Consider the following 25549-nt stretch of genomic DNA (forward strand, 5'->3'; position numbering starts at 1 on the left):
GAGTGGGATAATGCACTGTATCGCGTACCAGAGTACTGGGGACGAGTACGCCCTTGACCGGGACCCGGCGCCACGAGCTGTCACCGAAAGGCCCTACTAGGGAGTGAGTTTTAGCGCGTTATCGCCGGGAGAGCCCTCGCGAATCGAGAACGTTATCCTTCCATCGTCGTCTATTGCACCCTCGTAGAACATGTGGTCGCAGATAGAATTATCCCGGTGGAAAGTCAGCACTCGCGGCTTGATCTCCACCATCTGATGCTCCTCGATGTATGCGGAGGAGCAAACGATTATTTCGTCCCCGACCTGACAGGTGCGAGCAGCGGCTCCGTTCAGCACGCAGCAACGAGAACCCCGCTCTCCATAAATCACGTAAGTGCTGATTCGAGCGCCCGATGATTTATTCCAGATTTCAACGAATTCCATTGGAAGGATGCCGGCTTCGTCGCAGTGATCTGGATCCAAAGTTATTGAGCCCCGGTAGTTCAAATTCGCGTCGGTCACAGTTATTCCATGAAGCTTGGCGGCAACAAATTTTCTCATCTACATTTCCTCTCGGCGGTGGGACACTGCGTCGACAAGCGATTGCTGTGTCTTGGTTTCAGGATGGATGGATGGACGTTCTGCGATTTGTCGTATTGTGGTTCTTAGGACAAAATTGATTACTCTGGCGTGGCCAGCACGAGACAGTCAGGCGAAGGCTGGTTGTGGTGGGCGGAGGCATTGCCGGCCGGCTGTCCCCCATTGGTAATGCCATCCGATACAGTTCCGACATGTTCCGTTCCTTTAATTAGTTGTGATTTCAGGTGACTGTGCCAATCGGCCCGTTCAACTGGATCGCACACAAAGTTGCAAACCTCGTGCCAAACTGGCTAATCAGGCCGGAAACAGAAATGCGTGATCTCTTTCAGCTATTTAGGTGAGCAGACCACGGATCGGATCAAGAAGGCACGTCGCGGACGCGACAAAATGTTGAGTGTAGGACGGGTTGAGGTGGCGCCCTTCTGCTGGTGGTCGTGCGGCCGATCTGGGCATCGTTGACTTCTGGCGGCGGGGATGTCGAGGACGCTCGGGTATTGGCTGTTCGGATCTTAGACGCGTGCAGCCTCATGCCTCGAATGCGGCCGTTTTACTTGTCCCAGTCGAGGCCTGCCTAAATGTTTGATCTCAGGTTTTGATGGGGCATCCTTATCTTCCGAATCAAAGGATGCACTATGGGCCAGGTTCTTCATGGGAGCGCCACGACGACAGAGGCGGTCCGTCGGGCGCCCGCTGATCAAGGGTTTGTTTTCAGCGATGGGATGGTCGCGGGGCTTACGCTCCTAAGGACGACCTTAAGAGCCCAGCCTCGCTACCGTGCCATGATCGCGCAAGGCGGCCCTCGCCGGAGGCGTACCCGAGGATCGCCCCTGACCAACAAGGAAAAGCCGGATCGACGCGGTCATGTATCCTCTAAGAGTTGTCATGACGCTTACCTCCTTCAGGTTGTGTGCGTCAAGTTCTGCAAAATGGGGCGGCCACGATGCTGGTCATGCGGCTTGGCGTAGAGCGAGCTTCTTGTGCTCGCGCAGATCGTCCATGTTGATGTAGCGGTTGGCCTCCATCCAGTTCTCGTTGGTCTCGCAGCCAGCGCCCTGACGAGGCGCAGGCAGCTTTCATTGGGGAAGATGCGCATGACATTGGTGCGCCGGCGGATTTCCTCATTGTGCCGTTCAAGCATGTTGGTGCTCTTGAGATGCTTGTGATGCTGGCGCGGCAGGCAAAAGAAGGTCAGCGTGCGCTCGATGGTCTCCTCCACCCAACTCGTCAGTCGCGGATAGCGGCCCGACCATTTGGACAGCCATGCGGCGAGATCGGCCTTGGCCTCGGCGAGATCGCGCCGGTCATTAGAGCCAGCGCAAGTCCTGCAGGCAGTCGGCGCCGTGCTTTCTCGGCAGGTGATCGAGCGCGTTCCTGAGGAAGTGGACGTAGCAGCGCTGCCAGGCGGCTTCGGGGATCACCTCGCCGATCGCCGCGACCAGGCCGGCATGATTGGCGGAGACAACCAGCTCGACGCCCTTGGGGCTGCGCGCCTTCAGCGCGACGAGGAAATCCCTCCAGGCCGAGCGGCTTTCGCGATTGGCCATCTCGACGGCCAGGATCTGGCGCCGGCCGTCCCAGTCGATGCCGACAGCGATCAGCACCGCCTGGCTCATGACGACGCCGGCCTCACGCACCTTCTCTTAGCGCGCATCGAGGATGAGGTAAGGAAACGGCTCTTGAAGGGGGCGCCTGGCAAAGGCAGCGAGGCTCTCGTCCAGCCGCTTGTTGATGGCCGAGATCGACGAGGCCGAGAACGCATGGCCGCACAGCTCTTCCGTGATCGCCTTGACCTTGCGGGTCGACACGCCCTGCACATACATCTCCGCAAGCGTCGCCACCAAGGCCCGCTCCGAACGCTGGTAACGCTCGAGAAGCTCGGTCGAGAAGCGGCCGGCCCGGTCCTGCGGAACCCGCAGCTCAAGCTTGCCGACCCGCGTGACAAGGGTGCGGCCGTAATAACCCGAGCGGTAGCCGAGCCGCTCAGGTGTGCGCTCGCTCTTCGAAGCCCCCAGCGCCTCGTCCATCTCGGCCTCGAGTACCTCCTGCATCACCGCACGGATCACTTCGTGAAGTCCGTCCGGGTCCGAAAGCAGAATGTCTTTGATGGCAGCGCTGCCGGTCTTACTTTCAATCTTGGTCATGGTGGCGTTCCTTCGCGGGAATCGGTGACGTGAACAATCACCAGCCTGCCATGACCGCCCTCTCTCAGCGAATTTGCAGAACTGTCAGCACACACCCTCCTTCATCACAAACCCAACCGAACAACTGGGCAGGTGTTCCAAAAAACGCCGAGTTCCAATAAGGACTCAGGTCCTGGTCCGCTATTGTCACCCCTTCCAAGTCGATGTGTTCGTCACAAATCTTGCGCAATTGAGAAAGGTCGCCCGGGCGTACAACTCTGATTTCCACAGTATTCTCCTGCTTCTCGTTCCGGCACACGTCAGGGGATTTGCTTGCGCAGTTGCCTGATGTGGCAGGTGAGCCAGCCCGCATATTGGCCGTCGTATTGTGGGCCGCGACGCTCACATGTGCGCACCCGATGAAGTGTAGATGTGTTTGTTTCAGGCAATGAGGCGCGTCTTGTGAGCACCGCCACGGTGGACCTGAAATCGCCTCACAGACGCTTGCCCACTGAACACGTCCCCGCCATGACCGGGGACGTGTTAAGGCACATTGCCTTCAGCCTCTGCAGAGGTCAGCGGTCTTGCTGCCGTCCGCAGGTTGTCTTTGCCGTAGCCGTATTTGCCGAATACTGCCATCATTTCGCCAGAGCCAACATAGTCCTGCATACGGCATTGAACGCGTCGACCGCAGCCTGCTCGTTGAGCTCGAAGGCGATAGCAGGATAGTTGGCTGGCGCGATGAACGAATCGGCCAGCTCAAGGCTGTGGTCCTTCTTAACAAGTCCAGTCGCTGTAAAGTAGTCGAGGGCACCGGCGGCGGCGCGACAGCCTGTCCGCCGGCGGTCCGGCGACCTGCATGATTTTGTCGTCGGCGATGCCTGACTTTTTCGCGTCCTGGACCGCGGTGTAGCCTGTATCACTGACGAAGGTGAGTCCCTTGTCACGCACATCCTCATAAGAATGCAGCCCTTCCGGGTTGCCCTTAGGCACCAGCAGTGCGCCTCTCTCCGTAGCGATCGGTTCGCTGAACAGCACGTTGCGGCAGCGCTCCGGCTTGATCCACATGCCGGCCGTGATGAAGTCGAAGCGGCTAGCCTGCAGGCCGGGGACAAGTGAGCCCCATTCGGTTACGACCGGCTCGATTCTATTCTCGTGTTTTTGCGCGACGCACGCAAATGCCAGACAATCCGATCCCCAAATTAATTCCCAGCACCGCAGGTTATTTGGTGTCCGCTTTTTCAACGAGACGCTCCATGAGCGTGCTGTAGGCGACAAAACCGGTGTGAGACCAGAAGGTCTTGCGGCCAGGATTGGTCTCCAGCACGTCGAGGAAAATCCTTGATTTGTTGTGGAAACGAGACCGAATAAGCAGCTCAAGGGTCCTGCAGCCAATCTCCGAACGTCGGTGTTGGCAGCTGACGTAGAATTGCCTCAAAAAGACGCGTTGCCCACTCGGCTCCGCATTGTCTGGCTCCAAACGATGAGTGGCGAGGCCCACAATCTCGCCGTTCTGGCTGAAGAGGTCGACCATCCAAATTTCGCGATTCACCAACTGAATAAACCGCTCCTTGAGTTCTGAAACCGTCATCGGGGTTTCGATGCTTCTCGGCCTCGATCAACTCGCGGTTCAACATTGCCAACTTGTCGAAATCTTCGGCGGCAGCTCTGCGAATCTCAATTGTCTCTGAAGCACTGTGATCCTCTCCTGACCCATGCGACCCACGCAGCGGGCTAGGCAATGCGCTCCTACATGTCCGTGGTGGGTAAAGCCCGTCCGCAGCCAAAAATCCTATGATTAGAGTTGTTCTCGATGACCTCCGATACGGATTCTCTCGCCGGGCTTATTTCGATTTGGTCGAGGTCATTGAATCCTGCATCGCCCGACAGCCGCGCCGTCGGTAGGGATCAGCAAGCGTTCAATTTCCAGATGGTGGCTGCGAGAGGCGGATACCAACGTTTCTCGTCTGAACGTAGCCGTCCAGCGCTTCCTGACCCTTCTCCCTGCCGTAGCCGGACTGGTTTATCCCACCGAACGGTGTTTCCACCCCGCCCACATACCACCCATTCACGTACACTTGACCGGCCCAAAGGCGGTCGGCGGTCCAGAGGGCCCGGTCAATATCCCGCGTGAACACGCCCGCTGCCAGACCGTGAACGGTGTCGTTCGCGAGATTGACGGCCATTCCCGGATTATCGAACGTGGTAACGGCAAGAACAGGACCGAATACTTCTTGCTGGAAGAGATTGCTGTCTCGCGCGACATCGGCAAACACCGTGGCCGCCATAAAGTAACCGCTCCGCTCCGAAAGCGCAGTCCCGCCGGTTACGAGTCGCGCGCCCTGCGAGAGGGCCGTCTGGCAGGCCCGCTCAACTCCTTGTCGTTGGTTTCGGGAGATCAACGGGGTGATGTCGCAGTTTTCGCGTCCTGGACCGACCGACAGTCCTTCGACGCAGACCCTCACTCTTTCCACCAGTTTGTCTGCAATAGAACGTTCCACAATAAGACGTGTAAGGTTGTTGCAATTCTGGCCTGCATTCAGAAAGGTCCCGACGCGTACCGCTTCCACAACGCAGTCGAGGTCGGCATCGGAATACACAACTGCAGCCGACTTTCCGCCCAGTTCCATTATGCAGGGCACGATCCGATCCGCTGCCGTCTTGAGCACCGTCCGCCCAGTAGTAATCGAGCCCGTGAAGACGATGTGGCGAACGTCGGGATGTTCGATCAGCGCCTGGCCTGCCGTTTGGCCGTATCCAGTGAGCACGTTGACCGCTCCGGCAGGCAGCCCCGCTGTCTCACAGGCACGCGCAAGTTCAACTCCGGAAAGGGGAGCTAGTTCCGGCGACTTCACCACGACTGAGTTGCCGGTTGCGATGGCGCAGGCCAGCGAGCGGGCCGTCAGTTCAAGTGGACCATTCCACGGAACGATCTGGGCGGACACGCCGAAGGGACTTCTGACTGTGTAGTTGACCAGGTTGGCCCCGCGCGGGATCGAGCGCCCTTCAAGTTTGTCGGCCAAGCCACCATAGTATCGCAGGTATCTGATGGCGGTCTGAACCTCGCCATCGGCAAGTTCCAATGCCTTCCCCGTCTCCGCGCAGTTAATGGCTGCGATCTCGTCGAAACGCGCTTCAAGGGCGTCGGCAACGCGAAACAACATGCGACCGCGATCATACGGATGCATGTCTATCAGCACGCGGTCGCGAAAAACGCGGTGAGCAGCAGTAACGGCAAGCTCGATGTCTTGGGGTCCTGCTTCAGCTACGACAGCAATCGTTTCGGCGCTCGCCGGGTCATCGACCTCGATGCGTGTGCCGGACACAGAATCCCGCCACTCGCCATCGATATAATTTTTGACTACGTCGTTGCTGGCCATCCAGTCCTCTTTCTTATCGCTCGATTTTCTTCGAATTGGCGCAGCGACAGTGGTCGGCGCCGCAGGAAGAACGGCAACCGTGGTATCGGTCCGGCAGTGAAAGCCCTAGTCTGCCGTTCAGCCGCTCCGAGTTCGCCCACTGCCACATGCCACGGAACGGCCTTCCCGTTCCGTGACTGCGAGCGGCCCGATTTTGGACCTGCTAGTGGCCCGGTGCTTTGTCGGCTAGCGAGCCGCGCCTCCACCGTCGAGGGTAGTCGCTACTGCGCCAATGCTGTCGCGAATGATGGACAGACCACGCCGAAGGTCAGCCTCGGCGATGGTGAGGGCAGTCATGAACTTAAGCACCTCACCGTATGAGCCGGCGATCTCGATCACCAAGCCCCGACGAAAAGCCTCCTGGGAGACCAGACCTGGCAAGGAGTGGTGCTTCGGTGAAACGAGTCCGTACATCAGACCGCGGCCTCGCACGCTCAGGCCGAGGGTGGGGAATTCCTCGGTAATCGCGTTGAGTTCTTGGACCAAGATCGCAGACTTGCGAGCGATCTCATCCTCGAACTTGGAGTCGGACCAGTAAGCTTCGAGGGCCGCACGAGCAGTGACGAAAGCATAGTTGTTGCCTCTGAAGGTCCCGGTGTGTGCGCCCGGGGCCCAGACATCAAGTTCAGGCTTGATGAGAATAAGGGCCATTGGGGTTCCGATCGCCGACAAAGATTTGGACAGGGTAACGATGTCCGGCACAATTGCAGCCGCTTCGAAACTGAAGAAACTGCCCGCGCGACCGACCCCGGCCTGGATGTCATCGAGGATCATCAAGATTCCGTGCCGCGACGTTAGCTCGCGCAGCCGTTGCAGCCAAGTAACGCTCGCAGCATTGATGCCGCCTTCACCTTGGATCCCTTCCAGGATCACCGCGGCAGGTTTGTCGAGGCCACTGTTGGGGTCATTGAGAAGCTTTTCGAAGTAATCGATTGTGTCAACTGACGCCCCCAGGTAGCCTTCGTATGGCAACGATGTCACATGGGCGAGGGGAAACCCGGCAGCGGCCCGGTGCTCCTTGTTTCCCATCGCTGCCAATGCTCCAGCGCTTTCCCCATGGAACGAGTTGGTAAACGAGACGATGTTCGATCTCCCGGTCACCTGGCGAGCCAGTTTTAGACTCGCTTCGACCGCGTTCGTACCTGTGGGGCCGGGAAACTGTAATTTGTATGTCAGACCACGAGGCTTGAGAATGTATCGCTCGAAAGCTTCGATGAAGGCTTTCTTGGCCGTCGTGGCAAGGTCCAGCCCATGCACAATTCCGTCGCGCTCGATATAATCCAGCAGCGCCTTCTTGATGACGGGGTTGTTGTGCCCATAATTCAAAACGCCTGCACCGGCGAAAAAGTCGAGATATTCCCGACCGTCTGCAGCGATGAGAGTGGTCCCGACTCCGCGATCGAATAGGGCGGGGAAGGCGCGGACGTAGCTGCGCACCTCAGACTCCAGGCGATTGAAAACCGCGAGACCTGCATCCATTTCAGGTGCGAATTGCTTGCTCATAGGCGAACTCCTCAATCTGAAGCCTGCAAAGCCAGGCCTCTTCTGCTTTATGAAGTGGCGTGTAGGTGCCGTTGTGAGACAATAGCGCGCTACATTGGGCGCCTTGCGCAAATTCTGAGCGGCGGGATGCAGTAATTATGCGAAATTGCCGGCAGGTTGCATAAGGCCGGCGGTTTGTGTGGCTGCGGTGACGATTTTTCCCAACCACCTCAAGACGGCTGCATTTGATGCAGCAACCGGGGCAGGCGAACCTAGCGCTCGATTCCCTATACACAGATGAGACTCTTGGCAGCGTGAGCCAACGAATGGAAGCCGAAGCGCGGAAATAGAGGTCCCCCCTATCATCATCGTCCAGTCGGCTTAGCGTTTAAGTTCCGAGACGTTTCCTCGGCCGAACTGGGCGCAAGGCCTCGGCTTTTGACCGTCGGCTGCCATTGTCAGTTGGGCGATGGTGGACAGCACTCTTCGGCCAATGGCTATAACTGACGTCGAGGACGATAGCCGACTTTGGTCCCATGCCTGGCCTGATCGTTTGGGCTTCCGTCTGCGCGGGGTTGAGGCTACAGTCGAGTGCATATCGCAGTTTTTCTGCGCAAATTGCAGCTATTCCGGAGAATGACCATGGAATTGGATCGGATAGATCTGAAAATCTTAAGCGCTGTTCAGCGCAACAATCGCCAAACAACGGAAGAATTGGGCCAACTGGCCGGTATATCGCCCACGGCCTGTCAGCGGCGATTGAAGCAGTTGCGACAAATTGGCGTAATTGAGGCTGATGTTGCAATCGTGTCGCCTGAGGCGGTGGGCAGGTCCCTGATGATGCTGGTCTTGGTCGACATTGAGCGCTATCGTTCCGACGTCATCGATCGCTTCAAGCAGTCTCTACAGAAGGCGCCTGAAGTAATGAGCGCGTATGCGGTCACCGGTAACGCCGATTTCGTTCTCCTTCTCTCCGTGCGTGACTTGGCAGAGTACGACGCATTCTCGAGGCGTTTCTTCTTTGATAGCCCGGCTGTTAGAAATTACAGCACGATGATTGTGATGGATCGCACGAAGGTAACCTTGGCGGTGCCAATCGATGTATAGAACGCGCAATCTTACGCGCATTCAACAACTGGTTGATCCGATTCACCGATGACTGGCGCAAGGGTCAGCCGCCTTGCCCGCCGGCCATGATTGGGACGGGAGTTTTCGTACCGCTAAAGCGGCGATGGAGCGCAAGGCGAAGCATCATTCTGCTCCTTACAACGGCCTCGTCAGCGCGATGCTGCAAAAGCACTTCTGGACCTACCGGGCTGCATTCTGATGTATCTCGCGATAGGTTTGTCCCCTTCAGTCGCGATGCGCTTTGTCCACTTAAGTCACGACGCTCCGGCATCGCCTTCAGCCCTGATGGACTGCTGGCAAGGTCATGTTTAAACGTTCCGCCCCGTTGGGAGGCCGCCATAATGCGAATCTCTTAAGAATGCGCTGATTTCCTGCGTCCTGCAAGATAATTGCGCGTTTTTGCTTGCTCGCCGTCTGCTAGATTTTTGCCCGACTCAGACATTTGCGAGTTTGCGTGGTTTTCGATTATATCGTCGTGGGTGGTGGCTCCTCTGGATGCGTGATGGCGAGCAGGCTCTCCGCCTATGGCGCTCGCGTGCTGCTCATTGAAGCTGGCCCTGATACGCCGCCGAATGCCATTCCTGACGACATCCAGGATGGCGACCCAACGCGTGCTTACCTTAATCCCGGTTATCGATGGCAGTCACTCCACGCGACAACGGTGCGAGGTGGCCGCAAGCCTGTCCATTACGAACAGGCGCGCGTCATGGGTGGCGGCTCCAGCATCAATGCCCAAGTCGCCAACCGCGGCGGGCCCGGAGATTACGATGAGTGGGCCTCAAGCGGTGCAACGGGCTGGGGTTGGGAAGACGTGCTGCCCTACTTCCGTCGTCTAGAATGCGATTTGGATTTCGGCGGGGAATTTCATGGCACGAACGGCCCCTTGCCAATCAAACGTGTGCGCCAATCAGACTGGTCGGGCTTCATCCGGGCAATCTCCGATGCTTACGATGCTTTGGGGCTTCATTTCAGGCCAGACTTCAATGGTGCATTCGGTGATGGCTATTCAGTTGTCCCATTGACCAACCGCAATGGTCATCGGGTCTCCTCCGCGATGGCGTACTTACCCGAAACCGTCCGCTCTCGCCGCAATCTAACGATTTTATCCGAAACGACAGTTGCGCGGCTGACCTTTTTGGGAACAACGGTAACGGGGGTCGAGACGGAGAACAAATCGGGCGTGCAATCGTATAGCGCTTCTTGCGTTATCCTGTGCGCAGGAGCACTCCATTCACCCGCCATATTGATGCGCTCCGGGATCGGCCCCGCGAAGGAATTAGTACAATTCGGAATCCCTATCGTTGCAGATTTGAAAGGTGTGGGCCAGAATCTTCAGGAACACCCCACGATTTGCGTTTCGGCCTATTTGAAGCCGGCCGATCGCTTGTCACCCGGCGTGAGCGAATATATTCAGATGCACGCCCGCTACTCGTCGGGTTACGAAGGCTGCCCGTCGACCGATATGGCAATATCGACTGTTGCCAAATCATCCTGGCACCCGCTGGGGAGGCGCCTCGGCACTCTCGCCGTGTGGGTCAATCGCAGCTACTCGACGGGAACTGTGGCGCTCAAGGGTAGTTCGCATAAAATAGAGCCGGAGGTCGATTTCAACTGGTTGAGCGACAAGCGGGACGCCGAGCGCCTCAAGCAGGGCTTTCGCTTCATAGTCCGCCTGCTGCAGCAAGATTCGCTGTCCTCTGTGGCGCTGGACCCGTTTCCGTCAGCGTTGAATGCGCGAGCGAAGCTGGTGAGCAAGGTCACAAGCACAAACTATGCACTCACGTCATTTCTGGCGCTGCTCATGGACGCGTCGCCGCGGCTGCGCCGTGGGCTGATTAGGCGCGTCATAACGGATGGGGATAGCATTTCCGATCTCGTCAACGACGAGAAACATCTGGATCGGTATATTCGCCAGAACGTCATCCCAAGTTGGCATCCGACGTCGACCTGCAGGATGGGGGCAGCCGCGGATCCTGGCGCTGTGACCGATCCGTCGGGACGCGTTCATGGTATTTTGGGTTTGAGGATCGCCGACGCTTCCGTCATGCCATTTTGCCCTCGGGCGAACACAAACATTCCGACGATTATGGTGGCTGAGAAATTGGCCGACACAACCTTGAGAGACGGCAGACGGAGCTAGGCCAGGCGGCATGTACATTCTGCCGGAGCGCTGCCGCAATGTGGTGTTCACCGAGCCGCTTGCTAAGTTCACCGAAGCCCTGCTCATGCCGAATGGCAATCCCAAAAGACCAGCACTCCTTTGACGATATTCGTGATAAGGGCCTAACGCTGGTCACCACCGCCGGTTCCGACACGGTCACGACCGCCAAAGACGCGGGCATTCCGGAGGATCGTGTCATGCAGGTCGCCGGCCAGGCCGAATTCTTGCAGGCAGTGAAGGTCGGCCGCGCGGCGGCGGGGTCGCTAAACTACTTCACGGTAAGGAGCTCGCTGACAAGGTCGACAGCGTTGAAATGGCAGATCCGTTCACCCCGCCGGCTGGGAAGGCCGGCTACCCAAGTCTCGCCTTCCTGCCCAATCAGCAGGCGGTCGATGCCTTCAACGAGGTATTGAATACTTATATCGGCTCCGACCAAATGATGCAGTCGGTCAAAATACGGCTACACCAAAATCAATCTGCCGGACGGCACCAAGACCGGCGACCTGTGCAAGGGTTGAAATCTTGCGGGGAATGCCACCCATGCACCTAAAAGGCTCCCGGCCGCAGTGGCTGGGCGACGACAGAGCAAAGTGACAAGACGCGAGGCTCCGGGGTGCCGATTTCCGGTATTCAGACGAGATAGTTCGGCAACGTGGCATGTGAGGCTGCTACGCTCAGGAGTGAGCAATGGCAGTCCATCTCGCATGTCGCAATGCCGACCTGATGCCCCTCCTTTTGCCGAGGAACCGATGATCACCAAGCATCGCGTATCGGTTGATGGTGTCGAGACATCGTACTGCGAGAACGGAGCTGGTAGGCCGATTGTTTTCCTGCAGGGGGCGGGCTTCCGTGCAGAGGCTAAGAGTTCCTTTGTTCGGCAGCTGAACGGGCTATCCGATCAATTTACGGTAGTAGCGATTGATCAACTCCATTTTGGGGGAACGGATTATCCTGCTGACTGCAAATACATTAACCGGCTCGGTCGTGTGAATCATGTAATTAGCTTCCTCCAACAACTGGGTTTGAAGCAGATCACGCTAGTCGGCCATTCAGAAGGATCATTCGTCGACGCGCGGGTCGCGATCGTGCGTCCCGATCTTGTTTCTAAGCTTGTCCTGCTGACCGCTAACTCCGTGTCGCCGGCGTTCGGAGATGACCGTGACGAAGCTTGGCTGGAGGCCTGCCGGCAGGCTTACGGCTGTTCCGGCCCGATGCCGAGCGAAGAGGAATACATCACCGCACGGCGGAAAAGCTGCCGCGCCCACGGGCAGGATGTGGAATGCGCCGAGCGAGAAGCCTATCGGCGGGCCGCGGCTCGGGGACAATGGGAGATCTGGCAGAGATTGCCGGAAGACGAGACAAACCTGCATCGTTATCCACTGCTGCAGCAGAAGTATATCTTCCCCTACCTTGATCAGCTTCAGGCCCAGACGTTGATCATCTGGTCCAAGAACGACCCTACCGCGACGCCGGAGCAAGGGATCAACCTGGCGAAGCTGATCAGGAATTCAGATTTCCATCTGCTCAATAATGCCGGCGATTCCGTCCAGGTTGATCCGGAGCGAAGCCGTGAACAGACTCATCCGTCAATGGCACGAATGATCAACTGTGACGGGAACAATGCTCGGGCCAGCGTCTCCGAGGCGAATCTCTCAGCGGCGTGTCGCATACGACGAACTTGTGCCCTGCCATGGCAACAAGGGCATAGCCCAGGCGGTGGCGCCCATCCAACCGGGCAGGGCAGGAGTCATGCAAGACGTGGTGTGCCTCAGTTGGCCATACCACAGCTCGCGATTGTTCACTTCCAACGAACCACGGGGATGACGGAAATGTGCGTATGCACCCAAAAATCACCGAATTTCTGCGAATAACTTGCATTTCTCGCACAAAGCACCACAGCTGCGCTGCTACGCTCACGAAGCATGCACAAGTGGCGTAGCAAAGGATCGACTGGAGGAATCTATACCTAAGTGGGGACCCTGCAGCTCACACGATGATGGGAACCGCCGGACTACAAGCTCAACAAATGATGCAATGGTCTTTTCCCGAGGCATATCGGGAGACCATCGGCGATGCGAAAACGGAGGACTAACCAGTGGTCAAGTGGAAACTCGACGAATGCTTTAAGGCTGCAATCTTGAAGAGGATTGCCGCGCTCGGCCTGGCGGCGATGACAATCTCGTCCTTTGCCGGTTCGGCCTCGGCGGAGTCGCTGCTCGATAAGATTAAGAACGGAGAAACGATCCGTCTTGGCTTCACCAATGAGCCTCCCAGTGCCTATCCTGGTGCGAACAACGAGCCGCTTGGCCTGGTCAATGTGATGACACTGGACGTTCTGAGAAAGATGGGAACGACCAAAATCGAGCCGGTCGTAACCGATTGGGGTTCCCTTGTCCCGGGCCTCCAGGCTGGTCGCTTTGACATCATCACGGGCGGCATGTGGATTAAGCCGGAGCGGTGCCGCAACGTCCTGTTCAGCGAACCGATCGCATCGAGCAATGATTCGATGATCGTGCCGAAGGGCAATCCGGAAGCGCTGCATTCCCTCCATGACGCTCAGAAGAAGGGGCTTACCCTGGCCATCATGACGGGTACCACCGCAGTCGAGCAGGCGAAGAAATTAGGTTTCCCTGACGACAAGGTTATGCAGGTCGCCGGACCGCCCGAGGTCGTACAGGCTGTAAAGGCCGGCCGCGCCGCTGCCGGCTCGCTCTATAGTCTGAACGCGACGACTCTTGCCGAGCAGGATCCCAGCATTGAGGTGGCTGACCCGTATACCCCGCCGGGACCGAATGAACATCCCGCCATAGCCTTCCCGCTCAGCGAACAGGCTGCGGTAGACGCGTTCAATGCTGTGTTGAAAGACTATATTGGCTCTGACGAAATGATGGCCGCGGTCGGCAAATATGGTTACACCAAACGCGATCTCCCGGATGGCAGCAAGACCGCTGATCTTTGCAAGGGCTGAAGCTATGCGTCTGACCGCTCCCCGGCCCTTGGCCGGTAGGCGGTCAGTGGGGAGGGCATATGAGTAAGGTCGATCTCAGCTTTATCTTTGCCGTGCTCACCAAGGGCGTCATGACTACGGTCATCGTCACTCTTGGCGCCTGCGTCGTAGCGATCGTCCTTGGGCTTTTCGTGGGCCTGACCCGAGTCTCTCCCCGTCGGCAGTTGCGCTGGTTCAGTATCGCCTACATCGAATTCTTCCGCGGGACGTCCATGCTGGTTCAGCTCTACTGGTGGTTCTTTGTATTGCCGATTTTCGGTATTTTCCTGTCGCCGTGGACTGTCGGAATTTTGGGGATCGGAATGAATGCCTCTGGCTACGCAGCCGAGTATGTCCGCGCCGCCATTCAGGCCGTTGATAGGGGCCAGTATGAGGCATCTACAGCGCTCAATTTTTCGCGGCTCACCATGATGCGGCGTATTATCCTCCCACAGGCAATGCGCGCCATGCTGCCGACCTGGGGTAACATGCTCATCGATGTGCTTAAGGGTAGCTCGCTCGTCTTCTTCATCACCATTCCCGAATTTACTAGCGCCGCCAAGCAGGCGGCCGACGCAACTGGCGATTATATGCTGTTCTTTGCGGTTGCACTATTCGGTTATTACATCATCGCGCGCGCCCTCATCACTCCTTTCGTGCGCTGGCTGGAACGCCGCGTCTCGCGCGGTTTCGTTCGGGAGCAGGTGGCTTGAAGATCTGGGATTGGTCTTACGTATGGGAGGCTTTCCCATATCTCTATCAGGGAGCGATCGTCACCATTGAGGCTACGCTGCTCGGGTTTGCGATCGCGCTGATATTGGGTCTTGTCTTCGCGATGATTCGCCAGTCGCCAAACCGCTACGTCTCGACCACCATGGCGGAGATCGTGGAGTTTATCCGTTCAACGCCCTTGCTGCTGCAGTTGTTCTTTGTCTATTTCGTTGGTCCGCAGATCGGAATCTTCATTCCTGCCTGGACGGCGGGAGTTGGCGTGCTGGGGATCCACTATGCAGCCTATTGTTCCGAAGTCTTCCGCGGCGGCATCGAGAATGTGGATGGCGGCCAGTGGGAGGCCTGTACGGCACTAAACCTTTCGCGAACGCGGACCTGGCGAACAATCATTCTGCCGCAGGCGATCCCGCCCATGGTGCCAGCTCTGGGCAATTACTTCATCGGCATGTTCAAGGACACGCCGGTCCTGGCGGCAATCTCGATCTTCGAGATGCTGCAGCAGGCGAAAAATTTCGGGGGCAATAACTATCGATACATAGAAGCGATCACTATGTGCGGCTTCTTCTACTACGTGTTCAGCTTGGTTGCTTCCGCTATCGTGCAGTCGGTCCGCGTCTGGCTCAACCGCCGCTACCATCTGCAATAGGGAGGCCTTATACTATGAGCGAATTTGTGCTTCGCTTCGAGGACGATCTCACGAAGCGCCCTAGGGCATCAGCCAGGCGGGACGAGCTTGACCTCGATATCAGGCGCAGCGAAAAAGTCATGAACGAACCCATAGTTCGCTTCGAGAACGTCACAAAGCGCTACGGCGCGTTGACGGTGCTGGACGAACTCAATCTCGAGATCGCACGCAACGAGAAGGTGTCCATCATTGGTCCGTCCGGCTCGGGCAAGACCACCGTTCTGCGCATGCTGATGACGCTTGAGCACATCAACGGGGGGGTGATATGGGTCGACGGTGAACCGTTGACGCATACGCAGAAGAACGGCCAAATAGTGCCGGCGAGCGAGCGTCATCTCCGTCGCGTGCGTGCCAAGATCGGTATGGTGTTCCAGCACTTTAACCTGTTCCCGCATATGACTGCTCTGCAGAACTGCATGGAGGCGCCGATCTCCGTCCTTGGGCTCTCGAAGAAGGAGGCGGAGGCCCGAGCGGCAGAGCTGCTCGACTTGGTGGGCCTCGGCGACAAGAAGAACCATTTCCCGATCCAGCTTTCCGGGGGCCAGAAGCAACGCGTGGCGATCGCTCGGGCGTTGGCCATGCGGCCCAAGGTGATGCTGTTTGACGAGGTGACATCAGCGCTTGACCCGGAACTGGTTGGAGAGGTGCTCAACGTCATCCGCAAGCTCAGCGCCGAACATGACCTCACAATGCTGATGGTCACGCACCAGATGGGCTTTGCCAAGGAGTTCTCCGATCGCGTGTGCTTCTTTTCTGGCGGTAAGATTGTCGAGCAAGGCCCGCCCAGCCAGCTTTTAGGCAATCCGCAAAACGAGCGAACGCAGCAGTTTCTCAATGCGGTGCTGGAGACGAGGTGAGTTGCGGGTTGTGCCGCTAGTTGAGTTATCCCGTGGGTGGCTTCCGGGCAGGAACTGGTCCGTTCGGAGCAGGCTGCCCTGCGACGAACCTACGCGCGGTTTTTCAGGGCCGGGTTGATGTCGAGGTTACTGCCCCAGTTCATTCAGGACTGCATAACTAGGATCGTCCGGTCCAAGCCCCAGATTGGTCGAGTTAGGTAAATAGCGCTGCCCGTTCGGCAGTTGCGAGCTTGAAGATCTGATGTGCGTTCAATCTGCCATTCAGGGCATCTGGGCTCTGGAAAGTGCCCTAACACGATTGTCTGACGGCGGACGCAAACCCGGTATCCTACAGGCCCGGGGAGGGTCGCACAAGCGTTCTGCGGTTTCCCAGTTTTTACGGCTTTCATGCGAATGCACCAAAACAATGCCGACTTACTGCGCCTGGAAAGGCATGTTTCTCTGAAACAGCCGTTTCGACGCTGTTAAATTCGTGCATTCAGAGAGAACCTGTATCGCGCAGGTGATGGGCATTTGCTGCCGAAATCACCATCTTAGCTGCTTCCAGAAGAAGGATGCTTCCGTGACAACTCAACAAAGGGCCCTCGGAATTATTGGGCTGGAGATCGGACTTCCGCCTCGTGAATTTCCGCCACCGCAACCGGAGTCGGTCTTCAACCCGGCAACTTTCGACTTCCCAATTATAATAGAGACCGCGGCCGGGGCTTTGGAGGAGAGGGTCATTCCCGGTGATGCTTCTCTCGAGCCGGCCTACATTGCAGCTGCCAGGCGGTTGGTCGAGCGCGGAGCAGTCGCGATAACCGGGGACTGCGGGTTCAGTATCCGGTACCAGGCTGCAGTGGCCGCGTCTGTCGAAGTCCCGGTGGCCATGTCGAGCCTGCTACTGGCGCCCACGCTACTCCGGCAGCTTCCAGCTGACGCAAAGCTCGCCGTTGTGGCCGCAGACTCAAGACACTGCGGCAAAGAGCTGCTGGGCATAGATTCATCCGCAGAGGCAAGAGTAGTCATCGGCGGCATTGAAGGTGACGCGTGGCCGGCTGGTGTTGTTGAAATGGAGTCGGAGGTTGCAGCCTGTGTCGCGCGACTTGGCGCCGCACATCCGGGGATTGCCGCCCTCCTATTTGAATGTACATTGTTCCCGATGGTGACGTCAGCAATCCGTCGTAGGACAGGACTGCCCATCTATGACGCCGCGACCCTTTATCGGATGACATTCGCGTCCGTGGCTTGACCGCTTGGAGGCCACTATCCCAAAATATGAGCTCATGTCTGGTATGAGTTGCGGCTCGTTATTGTAACACACGTCCGCATCTTGTCGAATACTCTGTCGAGACTGGATCCTCGATTTCCGAGGTCAGGACGCGGTGCCTGAGATGCAGGTTGGATTTTTGGAACTCGTGCTGGTCGACCGTGATCCAGACGCTAAGCGGCGACCGACTTCGGCCGGAGTTGAAGCAGGGCGATCAAGGGCCACAAAAATCACTTCAGCCACCTGAGCAGGAGGGAGAAGTTGTATCCGGCGGCGGCCAGGACGGCGTTGAGGGCGTCGCCCTGCTGGCCGGCGAGGTAGTTGCGGCCCATGCGGTGTTCGTTCTTGATGTGGCCGATATGACGCTTGCCAGCGTGTGGCCGTCATAGGGATTGCCGGGCAGCGCTTTTGCATGCAGGGCGAACTGGCCGCCCTTGGAGCGCTTCAGCGTGGTGGCCACCGACACCTTCACACCGAACTCGTAGGGCATATGCGCCTTGCCCTTGCCAATGCATTCCACCTCGTGCGCGTGCAGGCTGTAGATCTTGCGGCCGCGCTGGCGCTGGCGTTGCTAGAGAACGGTGGCGGCCTGGTAGAACGGCCATTTGAAGAGCGCGTCCAGCCCCGCATCGCCGGCGATCTGGCGAGAAATGTCGCGAATGGTCCGGCCGAGATAGGTCTTGAGCCTGCGCAGCGCCTTGTTGGCCCGCTTGAACTGCTTGGCGTGGGCATAGCGCTGGTGGCTGATCAGCGCCAGCTGATAGCTCTGGCGCAAATGGAGCTCCTTCCCTCTTGGCCAGCCGCACCAGCCGTTCGCGCGCCCGGTTGATGAGCTTGGCGTCGGTCGGGAACATGACGTTCTTCGGCTGCACGGTTGTGTCGACGATCACCTGGCGCGTGTCGGCCGGCTTCATCGCCCCGGTCTTGACCGCAAGGCTGAGGCTCTCCTGCAACAGCGCCACGATCCGCTCCTCGCCCATGCGGCTGCGCCAGCGCGTCATCGACGAGAGGTCGAACGGCAGCGTATGGCAAAAGAACGTCTCGCCGGTGAGATACTGGAAGTAAGGGTTCTCCACCCAGCGCTCGCACAGCACCTCATCCGACAGGTTGAAGGTGTGCTTGAGGATCGCCAGCCCCGCCATCAGCCGGGTCGGCAGCGGCGGCATGCCGGGGCCGTCCGAATAGACGGCGCCGAAACGCTCCTCCAGCACCGGCCGGTCGATCGCCTGCTTCATGTTGATGATCTGATCGAGCCTGGAGCGGAACAGGTCCTGCTCTCCCGTCTCGCGTGGCTTGGACATTCGCCGTCCCCTCGATTCGCCGCCGCCGAACCGAGTGAATCACGCTCCGCAGCACAAGGGAATCGCAAAACCGAATTGCAGGAAAACAGCGTCCAAATACCGCTAATCCTGCAATTCAAAAGACGCTATCCGCCTCAATCAAAAGGCCAGATCAATGGCTTGCGGATAGTTCACGGTCGACGAGCTGGCGGCCACGCATCAGGCTGGAGATCCATCAGCGTTTACATCGTTTTTCAACGGGCGGCTCAAGCTCCGTGTTGTTGCGCGGCGCGCAGCTTGTCGAACGCCTCTTAGACCGTCGTGTGCCGGAAGAGGATATCCTCTGGAATTTCGGCATCGACATTCCGACATCACACATCCGTGATAAAGGCGTTTGCGGCTCGACGGGACCCTCCAACCCGAGGTCGCGAACAGAACCTGAATGACTGCCTCGTTTGCTATATGCGAATTGTCCGTGGGCGCCGCCAGGAGCTGGAACCGGCCAATCGACTTTAATTCTGGCTAGCTGTGCCCAGAATCGAGAAAAACGCCGGATTCATGCAGGCACAGCGGCCAATTTGCAGGAACCACCCCCCTGGGCACTGCTACTTATCTGGAATGAGGGGACTGTGGAGCTTCCGTCAAAAGGAAGCCAGATGTTCCGGGTTGAGGCCGTAGATCATCGTGGTCGTGTGAACATGAAGTGATGATAAAGCCGGCAAACAGGGAGGATAAAATGAGCCAATACTCATATAATCGTCGTGCGCTTATGAAGGCAATGCTGGCGATTTCGGCGACCCCTTGGGGGATTAACTCGAGGGCGTTCGCCTCGTCGTGCGACGATCGCATCCTGCGAATCGGCGGACTGGGTGGAGGCCCTGATTCGATGAACCCCTTCGCCACTTGGGGCTCCTTTTGGCCCTTGGCTATTTGCTATGATTTCTTGGTCTGCATAGACGCCCAGCGATACGACGATCGAAAGGGCTTTGCCCAATCTTGGTCCGTCGCCGACGACAACCTCACTTGGACCTTCAAGATCTGGCCCGGCATGAAGTGGTCGGACGGCCAGCCTGCTACCGCTAGGGACGCGGCGTTCACTTATAGTTATTTGCACGATTCCATAGGCAAGCCCGACGAGCTAAACGTCGGGTGGAACAGCACCAGCGGTCTTGAGAACGTCGAGTCCATCAAAGCGTTCGACGACGAGACTTTGCAGATCGTGACCAAGTTCCCCGCGACCTGGCCAATAGACAATATCATAATGATCGTTCCCGAGCACATTTGGAAGGACATCAGCTATGCTGACGCACGCGTAACCTTCCGCAACGATCCGCCTTTGGTGGGTACGGGACCTATGATCGTTTCGGAGTTTCACCAGGGCCAGTTTACACGCCTGACGCCGAACCCCTATTTCCGTACGGGGAAGCCCCAAATCGCGGGGGTGATCCTGCGGTCCTTCGATGCCGCCGATCCGATTGCGCAAGGTCTTAAGAGCGGGGAACTCGATTATGGCAACTACCTGACGTCCGCCCAGTGGGCTGATCTCTCGAAGGATCCCGACATTGTAGTCGGTGAATCCCGCATAGCTCAGAAAACCTATCTCGCCTTCAACACCGCTTCGGGAGATGGCGCAGGTAGCACCAAGGCTCTGCAGGATCCGGCGTTTCGCGATGCGCTCGGCTACGCGATCGATCAGAAGGCCATCGTCGATCGAGCCATGCGCGGACACGCCGACCCTGGTGTCGGACTCGCAATGCCGGTGGCGGCCGATTACTATTCAGATCTGAACGACATCAGGCGCCACTTCGATCTCGCCGAAGCCAACCGCCGGCTTGACGCCGCAGGGTACCGGGACACGAACGGCGATGGCATTCGGGAGGACAAGGACGGGAAGAGTTTCCAGCTAGAGCTGGTGTCTGGACCTTCAGCAAATATAGAGATGCCGGTCGCGGCAGTGCAGTTTATCGCTGGCTGGTTGGAGCAAATCGGTATCCCTGTATCGGTGACTCGGCTCGACTCCGGTGCGCTGAGCGCCCGCGCCGCAGCTCCGGCGAAAGGCGGCGGAGGGTGGGATCTGCTCATTTCCGATACCTGGCAAGGCCCAACACCTAAAGACCTGCTCATCTTCGGCAGCAGCAATTCCATCGGCATCAAGAACAAGGCGTACTGGACGAATGCGGAGTTCGACAAACTGTTCGCGGAGGTGCAGGTCACCGTTGACCTCAAGAAAAACCAAAAGCTGGTCGACCAGGCAGCGCGACTAATTTATACTGAAGCGCCTTACATCGTACTATGTTACCCCACCCTGCTCGAAGCCCACCGGAGGGATTGCTTCGAGGGTTGGGGAAAGCAAGGCATCATGTCGATGGACAGCTACTTCCCATTCGATCGCTTGAAGCCGGTGCCCGCGCCGTGAACGGAGGGGGAGGGAGCCGTCACATCCTGCGCATCATCGTCAGGGCCTCTATAACCCTCCTGATGGTGGCAGTCCTGAACTTCATCCTATTCCGAGTTATTCCAGGTGACCCTGCATCTCTTTTGCTTGGCGGGGCGCGCGTCAGCGTCACCGCCGAGCAGATTGAGGCGCAGAACCAACGTTGGGGCCTTGACCGGCCGCTGTTCCCGGACCAGGCGGTCGACTACCTGTCGGCAACACTCCGCGGCGATTTCGGCTACAGCTTCAAGTTCAGGGGCAGGCATGTCGCAGACCTGATAGCGGAACGCCTGCCGGACACCATAGTCCTAGTCGGGGTTGCTCAGATAATGGCAATCGTTATTGGGGTGATGCTTGGGATCTACGCAGGCTGGCGCCGGGGAGGAGCCGGCGACCGTATCGCAACCGGAGCCTCTCTGGCGCTCTATTCTACGCCGGCTTTCTGGCTCGGCATGATCCTGGTGGTAATCTTCAGCACGGCATTGGGTTGGCTCCCGGGCTATGGTGCATACTCGCCCGGCCTGATCACGGGCTCTCTTGGTTCGTTCCTCGACTACCTGCAACATCTCACGCTTCCCGCCACTGCGGTGGCGCTTGGGCTAATCGGCCAGTACGTCGTCGTCGCTCGTGCCGCAATGAGTGACGTACTCACCGAGGATTACATGGTAACCGCACGGGCGAAAGGGCTGACCAACGGTCAAATGCTGATGCGTCATGCATTTCGCAATGCAATGCTACCGGTCGTGACCTTGATCACCCTCAATATTGGCTATGTGGTCGCCGGGGCCATCACTGTCGAAGCCGTTTTCGCCTGGCCGGGTATCGGCGGGCTGACGGTGGAAGCACTCAACGCACGGGACTACCCAGTCCTTCAAGGCATATTCCTGTTGCTTGGCGTTTCAATTGTTCTCGCAAACCTCGTAGCCGATCTTGCCTACAGCCTTCTAGATCCGAGGGTCCGACAATGAGCGACAATATTGTTCGATATTGCCCGCGAGGCCGGGCGCGCGCAATAAAAGGCTTTCTGCGTCAATTTCTCAGCTATGGCGGTGCTCAGGTGGGCCTCGTATGTCTGGTATTCTTTCTTGTTGTGGGAGCGGTCCCCAATATTCTGGCGGGACCGCTCCAGACTGCGATCAATGCAACTGGCGATTTCCTCGCACCCCCATCAGGCGAGCATCTGCTCGGCACGGACGAAATCGGGCGGGACGTGCTCAATCTGGTCCTCCATGGTGCCCGGATCTCGCTTACGATTGCGCTACTCGCGACTGTGATCAGCCTCGTCGTTGGGACTACAATCGGTACGACCGCTGGCTACTATGGTGGCAGGGTCGACGTCTGGCTGATGCGCTTGACAGACTTCTTTTTTGTCATGCCGTCCTTCGTGCTGGCGCTGGTCATTACACCCGTGGTTCTCGAGGTGATGGGGCGCGGTGGAGAAATCCTGGGCTTCCGTCCTTCTCTTTTCGTGATCATTGTCGTTATAGGCATGACAAGCTGGTCCTTTGTTGCACGTATCGTCCGGAGTCAGACACTGTCGCTTAAGGAGCGACCATTCATTGATCGTGCGCGCGTTGCGGGTAGCAGTAATTTCGGCATCATGGTGCGGCACATCCTCCCCAATCTCGTGCCGCAAATCGCAGCCAATGGTGCGCTGGTGGTCGCCAGCGCAATCTATGTCGAGACATCGCTCTCATTCCTTGGACTCGGGGACCCGTTGCAGCCTTCATGGGGCACTTTGCTTTCGCTCGCTCAGCGCGCCGGCGCGGCCAGTGCTGGAGCCTGGTGGTACCTCGGCGCCCCAGGACTGTGCGTACTCACGGTTTCGCTTAGCTTCGTCCTGATTGGCAGTGCCCTTGACGACACGTTCAATCCACGGCGGAGGGTGATCCCATGACCAGCTCCTCCCAGGACAAAACACCGCTTCTGGAAATAGACCGGCTCTCTGTCGATTATGGGCTCAAGGGCGTTTCATTGCGAGCAATCGACGGCGTAAGCTTCGCGCTCCGAGCCGGAGAGGCCGTGGGCCTCGTCGGAGAATCGGGCAGTGGCAAGACCACGACCGCGATGGCGATCGCTGGTCTACTATCACCCAACGCGCGGGTCAGCGGCGGCCAAGTGCGCTATCGTGGCAACCGACTGCCGATCGACGATGATGCGGCGATGCGGCCACATCGCTGGAGCGAAACGTCCGTTGTCTTCCAGGGCGCGATGAACGCACTTAATCCTGTTCACCGCATTATCAAGCAGATCGCCGAGCCATGCATGCTGAAGCTCGGCATGTCGCGGGGCGAGGCGACCAAGCGGGGAAGTGAGTTGCTTCAACTGGTCGGCATCCCGGCGGATCGTGGTTCCGCCTACCCTCACGAGTTGTCGGGCGGAATGCGACAAAGGGTGATGATTGCCATGGCGCTCGCGTGTCGACCTTCGATTATCATTGGTGACGAGCCCACCACAGCGCTCGACGTCATCACTCAGGCTCAGATCCTTAACCTGCTAGGCGACTTGCGATCGCAGTTGAGCCTCGCCCTGATTTTGATCACCCACGACCTTTCTGTGGTGGCTAAGTGTTGTGATCGCGTAATGATCATGTACGCGGGCCGCATCGTCGAGGATGGCACTGTCGCCGAGATTTTCGCCCAGCCCAAACATCCCTACACCCGACAGCTGATCGAATCGATCCCGAACCCAGCGAGCGGCAAAAAGATGATCCGGCCAATACCGGGTGATCCTCCCAACTTGGTGAATCGACCCTCGGGCTGCGCTTTCCATCCGCGTTGCCCGTCGGTCATGGGGGGGTGCGCGACCGAAGTCCCCAGCCTCAATAAGTTCGGGCGGGGACGTGTCGCCTGTCACCTTCACCGGTCCTTGACGCAAGAAGACAAGGTCGCTGTTCATGCCTGACACTGCCGGCATCCTGCGTCTCGAGAGCCTGCAAGTTCATTTTCCTATCCAGGGCGGTCTGTTCGACCGTGTCCTGGGCCGATCTGTCGGCGCCATGCGCGCGGTAGACGGGATCGACCTCAACGTCGGGCGGGGCGAGATCGTCGCCCTGGTCGGCGAATCGGGAAGCGGCAAGACCACTGTGGGCCGCGTCATCACCAAGCTTGCCAAGCCGACTGGCGGCAGAATGCTGTTCGAAGGCCGCGACATGAGGTCGGTAGAGGGCTTCTCGGCTCTACGTCCGTACCGGCGTCGCGTGCAAATGATCTTCCAGGACGCTTATCAGGCCCTCAATCCGCGACACACCGTGTTCGACATCGTGGCGGAGCCGTTGCAGTCCCTGCGGCTGGTCGGTAACGCCACTCAACTCGCCGACCGGGTGAGTGAAGCGCTTGCGGCCGCTGGGCTCAATCCTCCCGGCGATTTCTTCGCCCGCTTCCCGCACGAGCTATCCGGCGGGCAGCGCCAGCGCGTCGTGATTGCAGGAGCGCTTGCCGTCCGGCCGGAACTCATCGTTGCTGATGAACCTGTATCGATGCTCGATGTCTCGATACGCGCTCAGATTCTTCAGGTCCTGGTTGACTTGCGCGACAGGCACAACATGGCGCTGCTGTTCATCACCCACGATTTGCCCCTTGCCTGGCTGATCGCCGACCGGATTGCGGTCTTGTATCTTGGAAAATTGGTCGAGATTGGTAGCGCCGACGAGATCACATTCAACCCTCGCCATCCGTATACCGTCGCCTTGCGCAACGCCACACCGCAGATTGGCGGCAACGCAGGTCGCGCCGAGTTGCCGGCCCTGCAGGGCGAGGTTCCAAGTGCCGCGCGCGTGCCGAAGGGCTGCCGTTTCCATCCTCGTTGCCCGCTTGCCTTCGACCGTTGCAAAGCTGAGGAGCCGCCGGCGATCGAAGTTGGACCACAGCACCTGTCAGCCTGCTGGCTCGCTAAGTGAAAGGCATGCAATCAGCGCCACCCCAATGAGCGTATTCCATCTGGTATTGCACAGGCAGGTGGGCTGGAACACCACCATGCAGATAGAATGCTGAGACCCGTCGAAATTGGCCACTCCATCTTGAATCAGTCTCAATGTCTGGGAGGCACTCTGAAGTGTGTAATGAACTAGGCCCGATTAAACCGCCAACGCCGCGATACGAAGTGGTTTTGCAGACCGGCTTGCGCGTTCCAATGCGGGACGGCGTTGAGCTCGCCACGGACCTGTATCGGCCTATTGGTTACACTGGGGAACTCGGGTCAATCCTTATCCGAACTCCATACGGTAAGACGCCCTATCGCTGTCCGGTTGAGCCTCGCCACAAAGTGGCAAGAATGTTTGCTGGACAAGGGTTCGCTGTACTTGTGCAGGAGCGTCGTGGCGTCTTCGATTCCGGCGGCGTATACGCTAGGGAACATATAGGGGACGACGGTTATGACACGCTGTCCTGGATTTCGCAGCAGCCATGGTCGAATGGACGCGTGGGCACATATGGGTGC

Annotated in this window: 19 protein-coding genes and 2 pseudogenes; 13 read left to right on the forward strand and 8 right to left on the reverse strand. The window is 58.2% G+C overall.

The features are described 5' to 3' along the window. Window positions 1-96 precede the first annotated feature (96 nt). The 7 genes and pseudogenes from panD to ectB form a co-directional block, all read right to left on the reverse strand. Window positions 97-540, reverse strand: coding sequence for an aspartate 1-decarboxylase (panD, locus tag FJV80_RS29845; protein ID WP_063169354.1), 444 nt, complete (start codon window positions 538-540; stop codon window positions 97-99). Between the two features lie 986 nt (window positions 541-1526). After that, window positions 1527-2720, reverse strand: a pseudogene (locus FJV80_RS29850) (IS256 family transposase). Between the two features lie 64 nt (window positions 2721-2784). After that, entirely contained in the window at window positions 2785-2988 is a 204-nt protein-coding gene (locus tag FJV80_RS29855) for a hypothetical protein (RefSeq protein ID WP_141245431.1), read from the reverse strand. 488 nt (window positions 2989-3476) lie between these two features. Further along, complete coding sequence (locus FJV80_RS35370) at window positions 3477-3944, reverse strand: transporter substrate-binding domain-containing protein (protein WP_224571101.1); 468 nt, start codon at window positions 3942-3944, stop codon at window positions 3477-3479. Continuing rightward, window positions 3922-4290 carry a GNAT family N-acetyltransferase gene (locus FJV80_RS29865; RefSeq protein ID WP_063169352.1) on the reverse strand — a complete coding sequence of 123 codons (369 nt, stop codon included), beginning with the start codon at window positions 4288-4290 and terminating at the stop codon, window positions 3922-3924. Before FJV80_RS29865 ends, FJV80_RS35370 begins: the two co-directional genes overlap by 23 nt. Window positions 4291-4618: 328 nt before the next feature. Continuing rightward, complete coding sequence (locus FJV80_RS29870) at window positions 4619-6079, reverse strand: aldehyde dehydrogenase family protein (RefSeq protein ID WP_063169351.1); 1461 nt, start codon at window positions 6077-6079, stop codon at window positions 4619-4621. Between the two features lie 225 nt (window positions 6080-6304). Next, window positions 6305-7621 carry a diaminobutyrate--2-oxoglutarate transaminase gene (gene ectB / locus FJV80_RS29875; RefSeq protein ID WP_063169350.1) on the reverse strand — a complete coding sequence of 439 codons (1317 nt, stop codon included), beginning with the start codon at window positions 7619-7621 and terminating at the stop codon, window positions 6305-6307. Window positions 7622-8242: 621 nt separating this feature from the next. Here ectB and FJV80_RS29880 point away from each other — a divergent pair. The 8 genes from FJV80_RS29880 (at window position 8243) to FJV80_RS34730 (ending at window position 17380) form a co-directional block, all read left to right on the forward strand. Then, the gene (locus tag FJV80_RS29880; RefSeq protein ID WP_063169349.1) at window positions 8243-8707 is read left to right on the forward strand and encodes an Lrp/AsnC family transcriptional regulator; all 465 of its coding nucleotides are present in this window, start codon (window positions 8243-8245) and stop codon (window positions 8705-8707) included. 475 nt (window positions 8708-9182) lie between these two features. Beyond that, window positions 9183-10868: a GMC family oxidoreductase N-terminal domain-containing protein gene (locus FJV80_RS29885; protein ID WP_063169348.1), complete on the forward strand. Its 1686-nt coding sequence runs from the start codon at window positions 9183-9185 to the stop codon at window positions 10866-10868. 770 nt (window positions 10869-11638) lie between these two features. After that, the gene (locus FJV80_RS29895) at window positions 11639-12760 is read left to right on the forward strand and encodes an alpha/beta hydrolase (protein ID WP_063169347.1); all 1122 of its coding nucleotides are present in this window, start codon (window positions 11639-11641) and stop codon (window positions 12758-12760) included. A 224-nt stretch (window positions 12761-12984) separates the two neighbouring features. Next, window positions 12985-13857: an ectoine/hydroxyectoine ABC transporter substrate-binding protein EhuB gene (gene ehuB / locus FJV80_RS29900; protein WP_082826582.1), complete on the forward strand. Its 873-nt coding sequence runs from the start codon at window positions 12985-12987 to the stop codon at window positions 13855-13857. Between the two features lie 59 nt (window positions 13858-13916). Next, window positions 13917-14588, forward strand: coding sequence for an ectoine/hydroxyectoine ABC transporter permease subunit EhuC (gene ehuC, locus FJV80_RS29905; RefSeq protein WP_063169346.1), 672 nt, complete (start codon window positions 13917-13919; stop codon window positions 14586-14588). Beyond that, a complete protein-coding gene (gene ehuD / locus FJV80_RS29910; RefSeq protein ID WP_063169345.1) occupies window positions 14585-15253 on the forward strand; it encodes an ectoine/hydroxyectoine ABC transporter permease subunit EhuD in 669 nt (222 codons plus the stop codon). Before ehuC ends, ehuD begins: the two co-directional genes overlap by 4 nt. A gap of 119 nt (window positions 15254-15372) precedes the next feature. Further along, a complete protein-coding gene (gene ehuA, locus FJV80_RS29915) occupies window positions 15373-16149 on the forward strand; it encodes an ectoine/hydroxyectoine ABC transporter ATP-binding protein EhuA (protein WP_063170381.1) in 777 nt (258 codons plus the stop codon). 562 nt (window positions 16150-16711) lie between these two features. Continuing rightward, window positions 16712-17380 (forward strand): hypothetical protein, encoded by a 669-nt coding sequence (locus FJV80_RS34730; protein ID WP_176477193.1) that lies wholly within the window; start codon window positions 16712-16714, stop codon window positions 17378-17380. Between the two features lie 248 nt (window positions 17381-17628). On the opposite strand, the pseudogene FJV80_RS29925 reads toward FJV80_RS34730, so the two are convergent. Next, window positions 17629-18699: pseudogene (locus tag FJV80_RS29925) on the reverse strand (IS5 family transposase). A gap of 715 nt (window positions 18700-19414) precedes the next feature. Here FJV80_RS29925 and FJV80_RS29930 point away from each other — a divergent pair. Genes FJV80_RS29930 through FJV80_RS29950 form a run of 5 tightly spaced genes read left to right on the forward strand, consistent with a single transcriptional unit; the run spans window position 19415 to window position 25010 of the window. Next, entirely contained in the window at window positions 19415-21094 is a 1680-nt protein-coding gene (locus FJV80_RS29930; protein WP_063170379.1) for an ABC transporter substrate-binding protein, read from the forward strand. Beyond that, window positions 21091-22080 carry an ABC transporter permease gene (locus FJV80_RS29935; RefSeq protein WP_063169344.1) on the forward strand — a complete coding sequence of 330 codons (990 nt, stop codon included), beginning with the start codon at window positions 21091-21093 and terminating at the stop codon, window positions 22078-22080. Before FJV80_RS29930 ends, FJV80_RS29935 begins: the two co-directional genes overlap by 4 nt. Continuing rightward, the gene (locus tag FJV80_RS29940; protein ID WP_063169343.1) at window positions 22077-23009 is read left to right on the forward strand and encodes an ABC transporter permease; all 933 of its coding nucleotides are present in this window, start codon (window positions 22077-22079) and stop codon (window positions 23007-23009) included. The genes FJV80_RS29935 and FJV80_RS29940 overlap by 4 nt, the downstream gene beginning before the upstream one ends. Continuing rightward, a complete protein-coding gene (locus FJV80_RS29945; RefSeq protein ID WP_063169342.1) occupies window positions 23006-24016 on the forward strand; it encodes an ABC transporter ATP-binding protein in 1011 nt (336 codons plus the stop codon). Before FJV80_RS29940 ends, FJV80_RS29945 begins: the two co-directional genes overlap by 4 nt. Continuing rightward, window positions 24009-25010: an ABC transporter ATP-binding protein gene (locus tag FJV80_RS29950; RefSeq protein WP_063169341.1), complete on the forward strand. Its 1002-nt coding sequence runs from the start codon at window positions 24009-24011 to the stop codon at window positions 25008-25010. Before FJV80_RS29945 ends, FJV80_RS29950 begins: the two co-directional genes overlap by 8 nt. Window positions 25011-25549: the final 539 nt, after the last annotated feature.

The organism is Mesorhizobium sp. WSM4310 (assembly GCF_007003935.1).
Lineage (GTDB): Bacteria > Pseudomonadota > Alphaproteobacteria > Rhizobiales > Rhizobiaceae > Mesorhizobium.

Coding starts and splice junctions, on each gene's coding strand:
- panD (WP_063169354.1), bottom strand. CDS start 540: ATGAGAAAATTTGTTGCCGCCAAGCTTCATGGAATAACTGTGACCGAC.
- FJV80_RS29865 (WP_063169352.1), bottom strand. CDS start 4,290: ATGACGGTTTCAGAACTCAAGGAGCGGTTTATTCAGTTGGTGAATCGC.
- FJV80_RS29870 (WP_063169351.1), bottom strand. CDS start 6,079: ATGGCCAGCAACGACGTAGTCAAAAATTATATCGATGGCGAGTGGCGG.
- ectB (WP_063169350.1), bottom strand. CDS start 7,621: ATGAGCAAGCAATTCGCACCTGAAATGGATGCAGGTCTCGCGGTTTTC.
- FJV80_RS29880 (WP_063169349.1), top strand. CDS start 8,243: ATGGAATTGGATCGGATAGATCTGAAAATCTTAAGCGCTGTTCAGCGC.
- FJV80_RS29895 (WP_063169347.1), top strand. CDS start 11,639: ATGATCACCAAGCATCGCGTATCGGTTGATGGTGTCGAGACATCGTAC.
- ehuC (WP_063169346.1), top strand. CDS start 13,917: ATGAGTAAGGTCGATCTCAGCTTTATCTTTGCCGTGCTCACCAAGGGC.
- ehuA (WP_063170381.1), top strand. CDS start 15,373: ATGAACGAACCCATAGTTCGCTTCGAGAACGTCACAAAGCGCTACGGC.
- FJV80_RS29930 (WP_063170379.1), top strand. CDS start 19,415: ATGAGCCAATACTCATATAATCGTCGTGCGCTTATGAAGGCAATGCTG.
- FJV80_RS29940 (WP_063169343.1), top strand. CDS start 22,077: ATGAGCGACAATATTGTTCGATATTGCCCGCGAGGCCGGGCGCGCGCA.
- FJV80_RS29945 (WP_063169342.1), top strand. CDS start 23,006: ATGACCAGCTCCTCCCAGGACAAAACACCGCTTCTGGAAATAGACCGG.
- FJV80_RS29950 (WP_063169341.1), top strand. CDS start 24,009: ATGCCTGACACTGCCGGCATCCTGCGTCTCGAGAGCCTGCAAGTTCAT.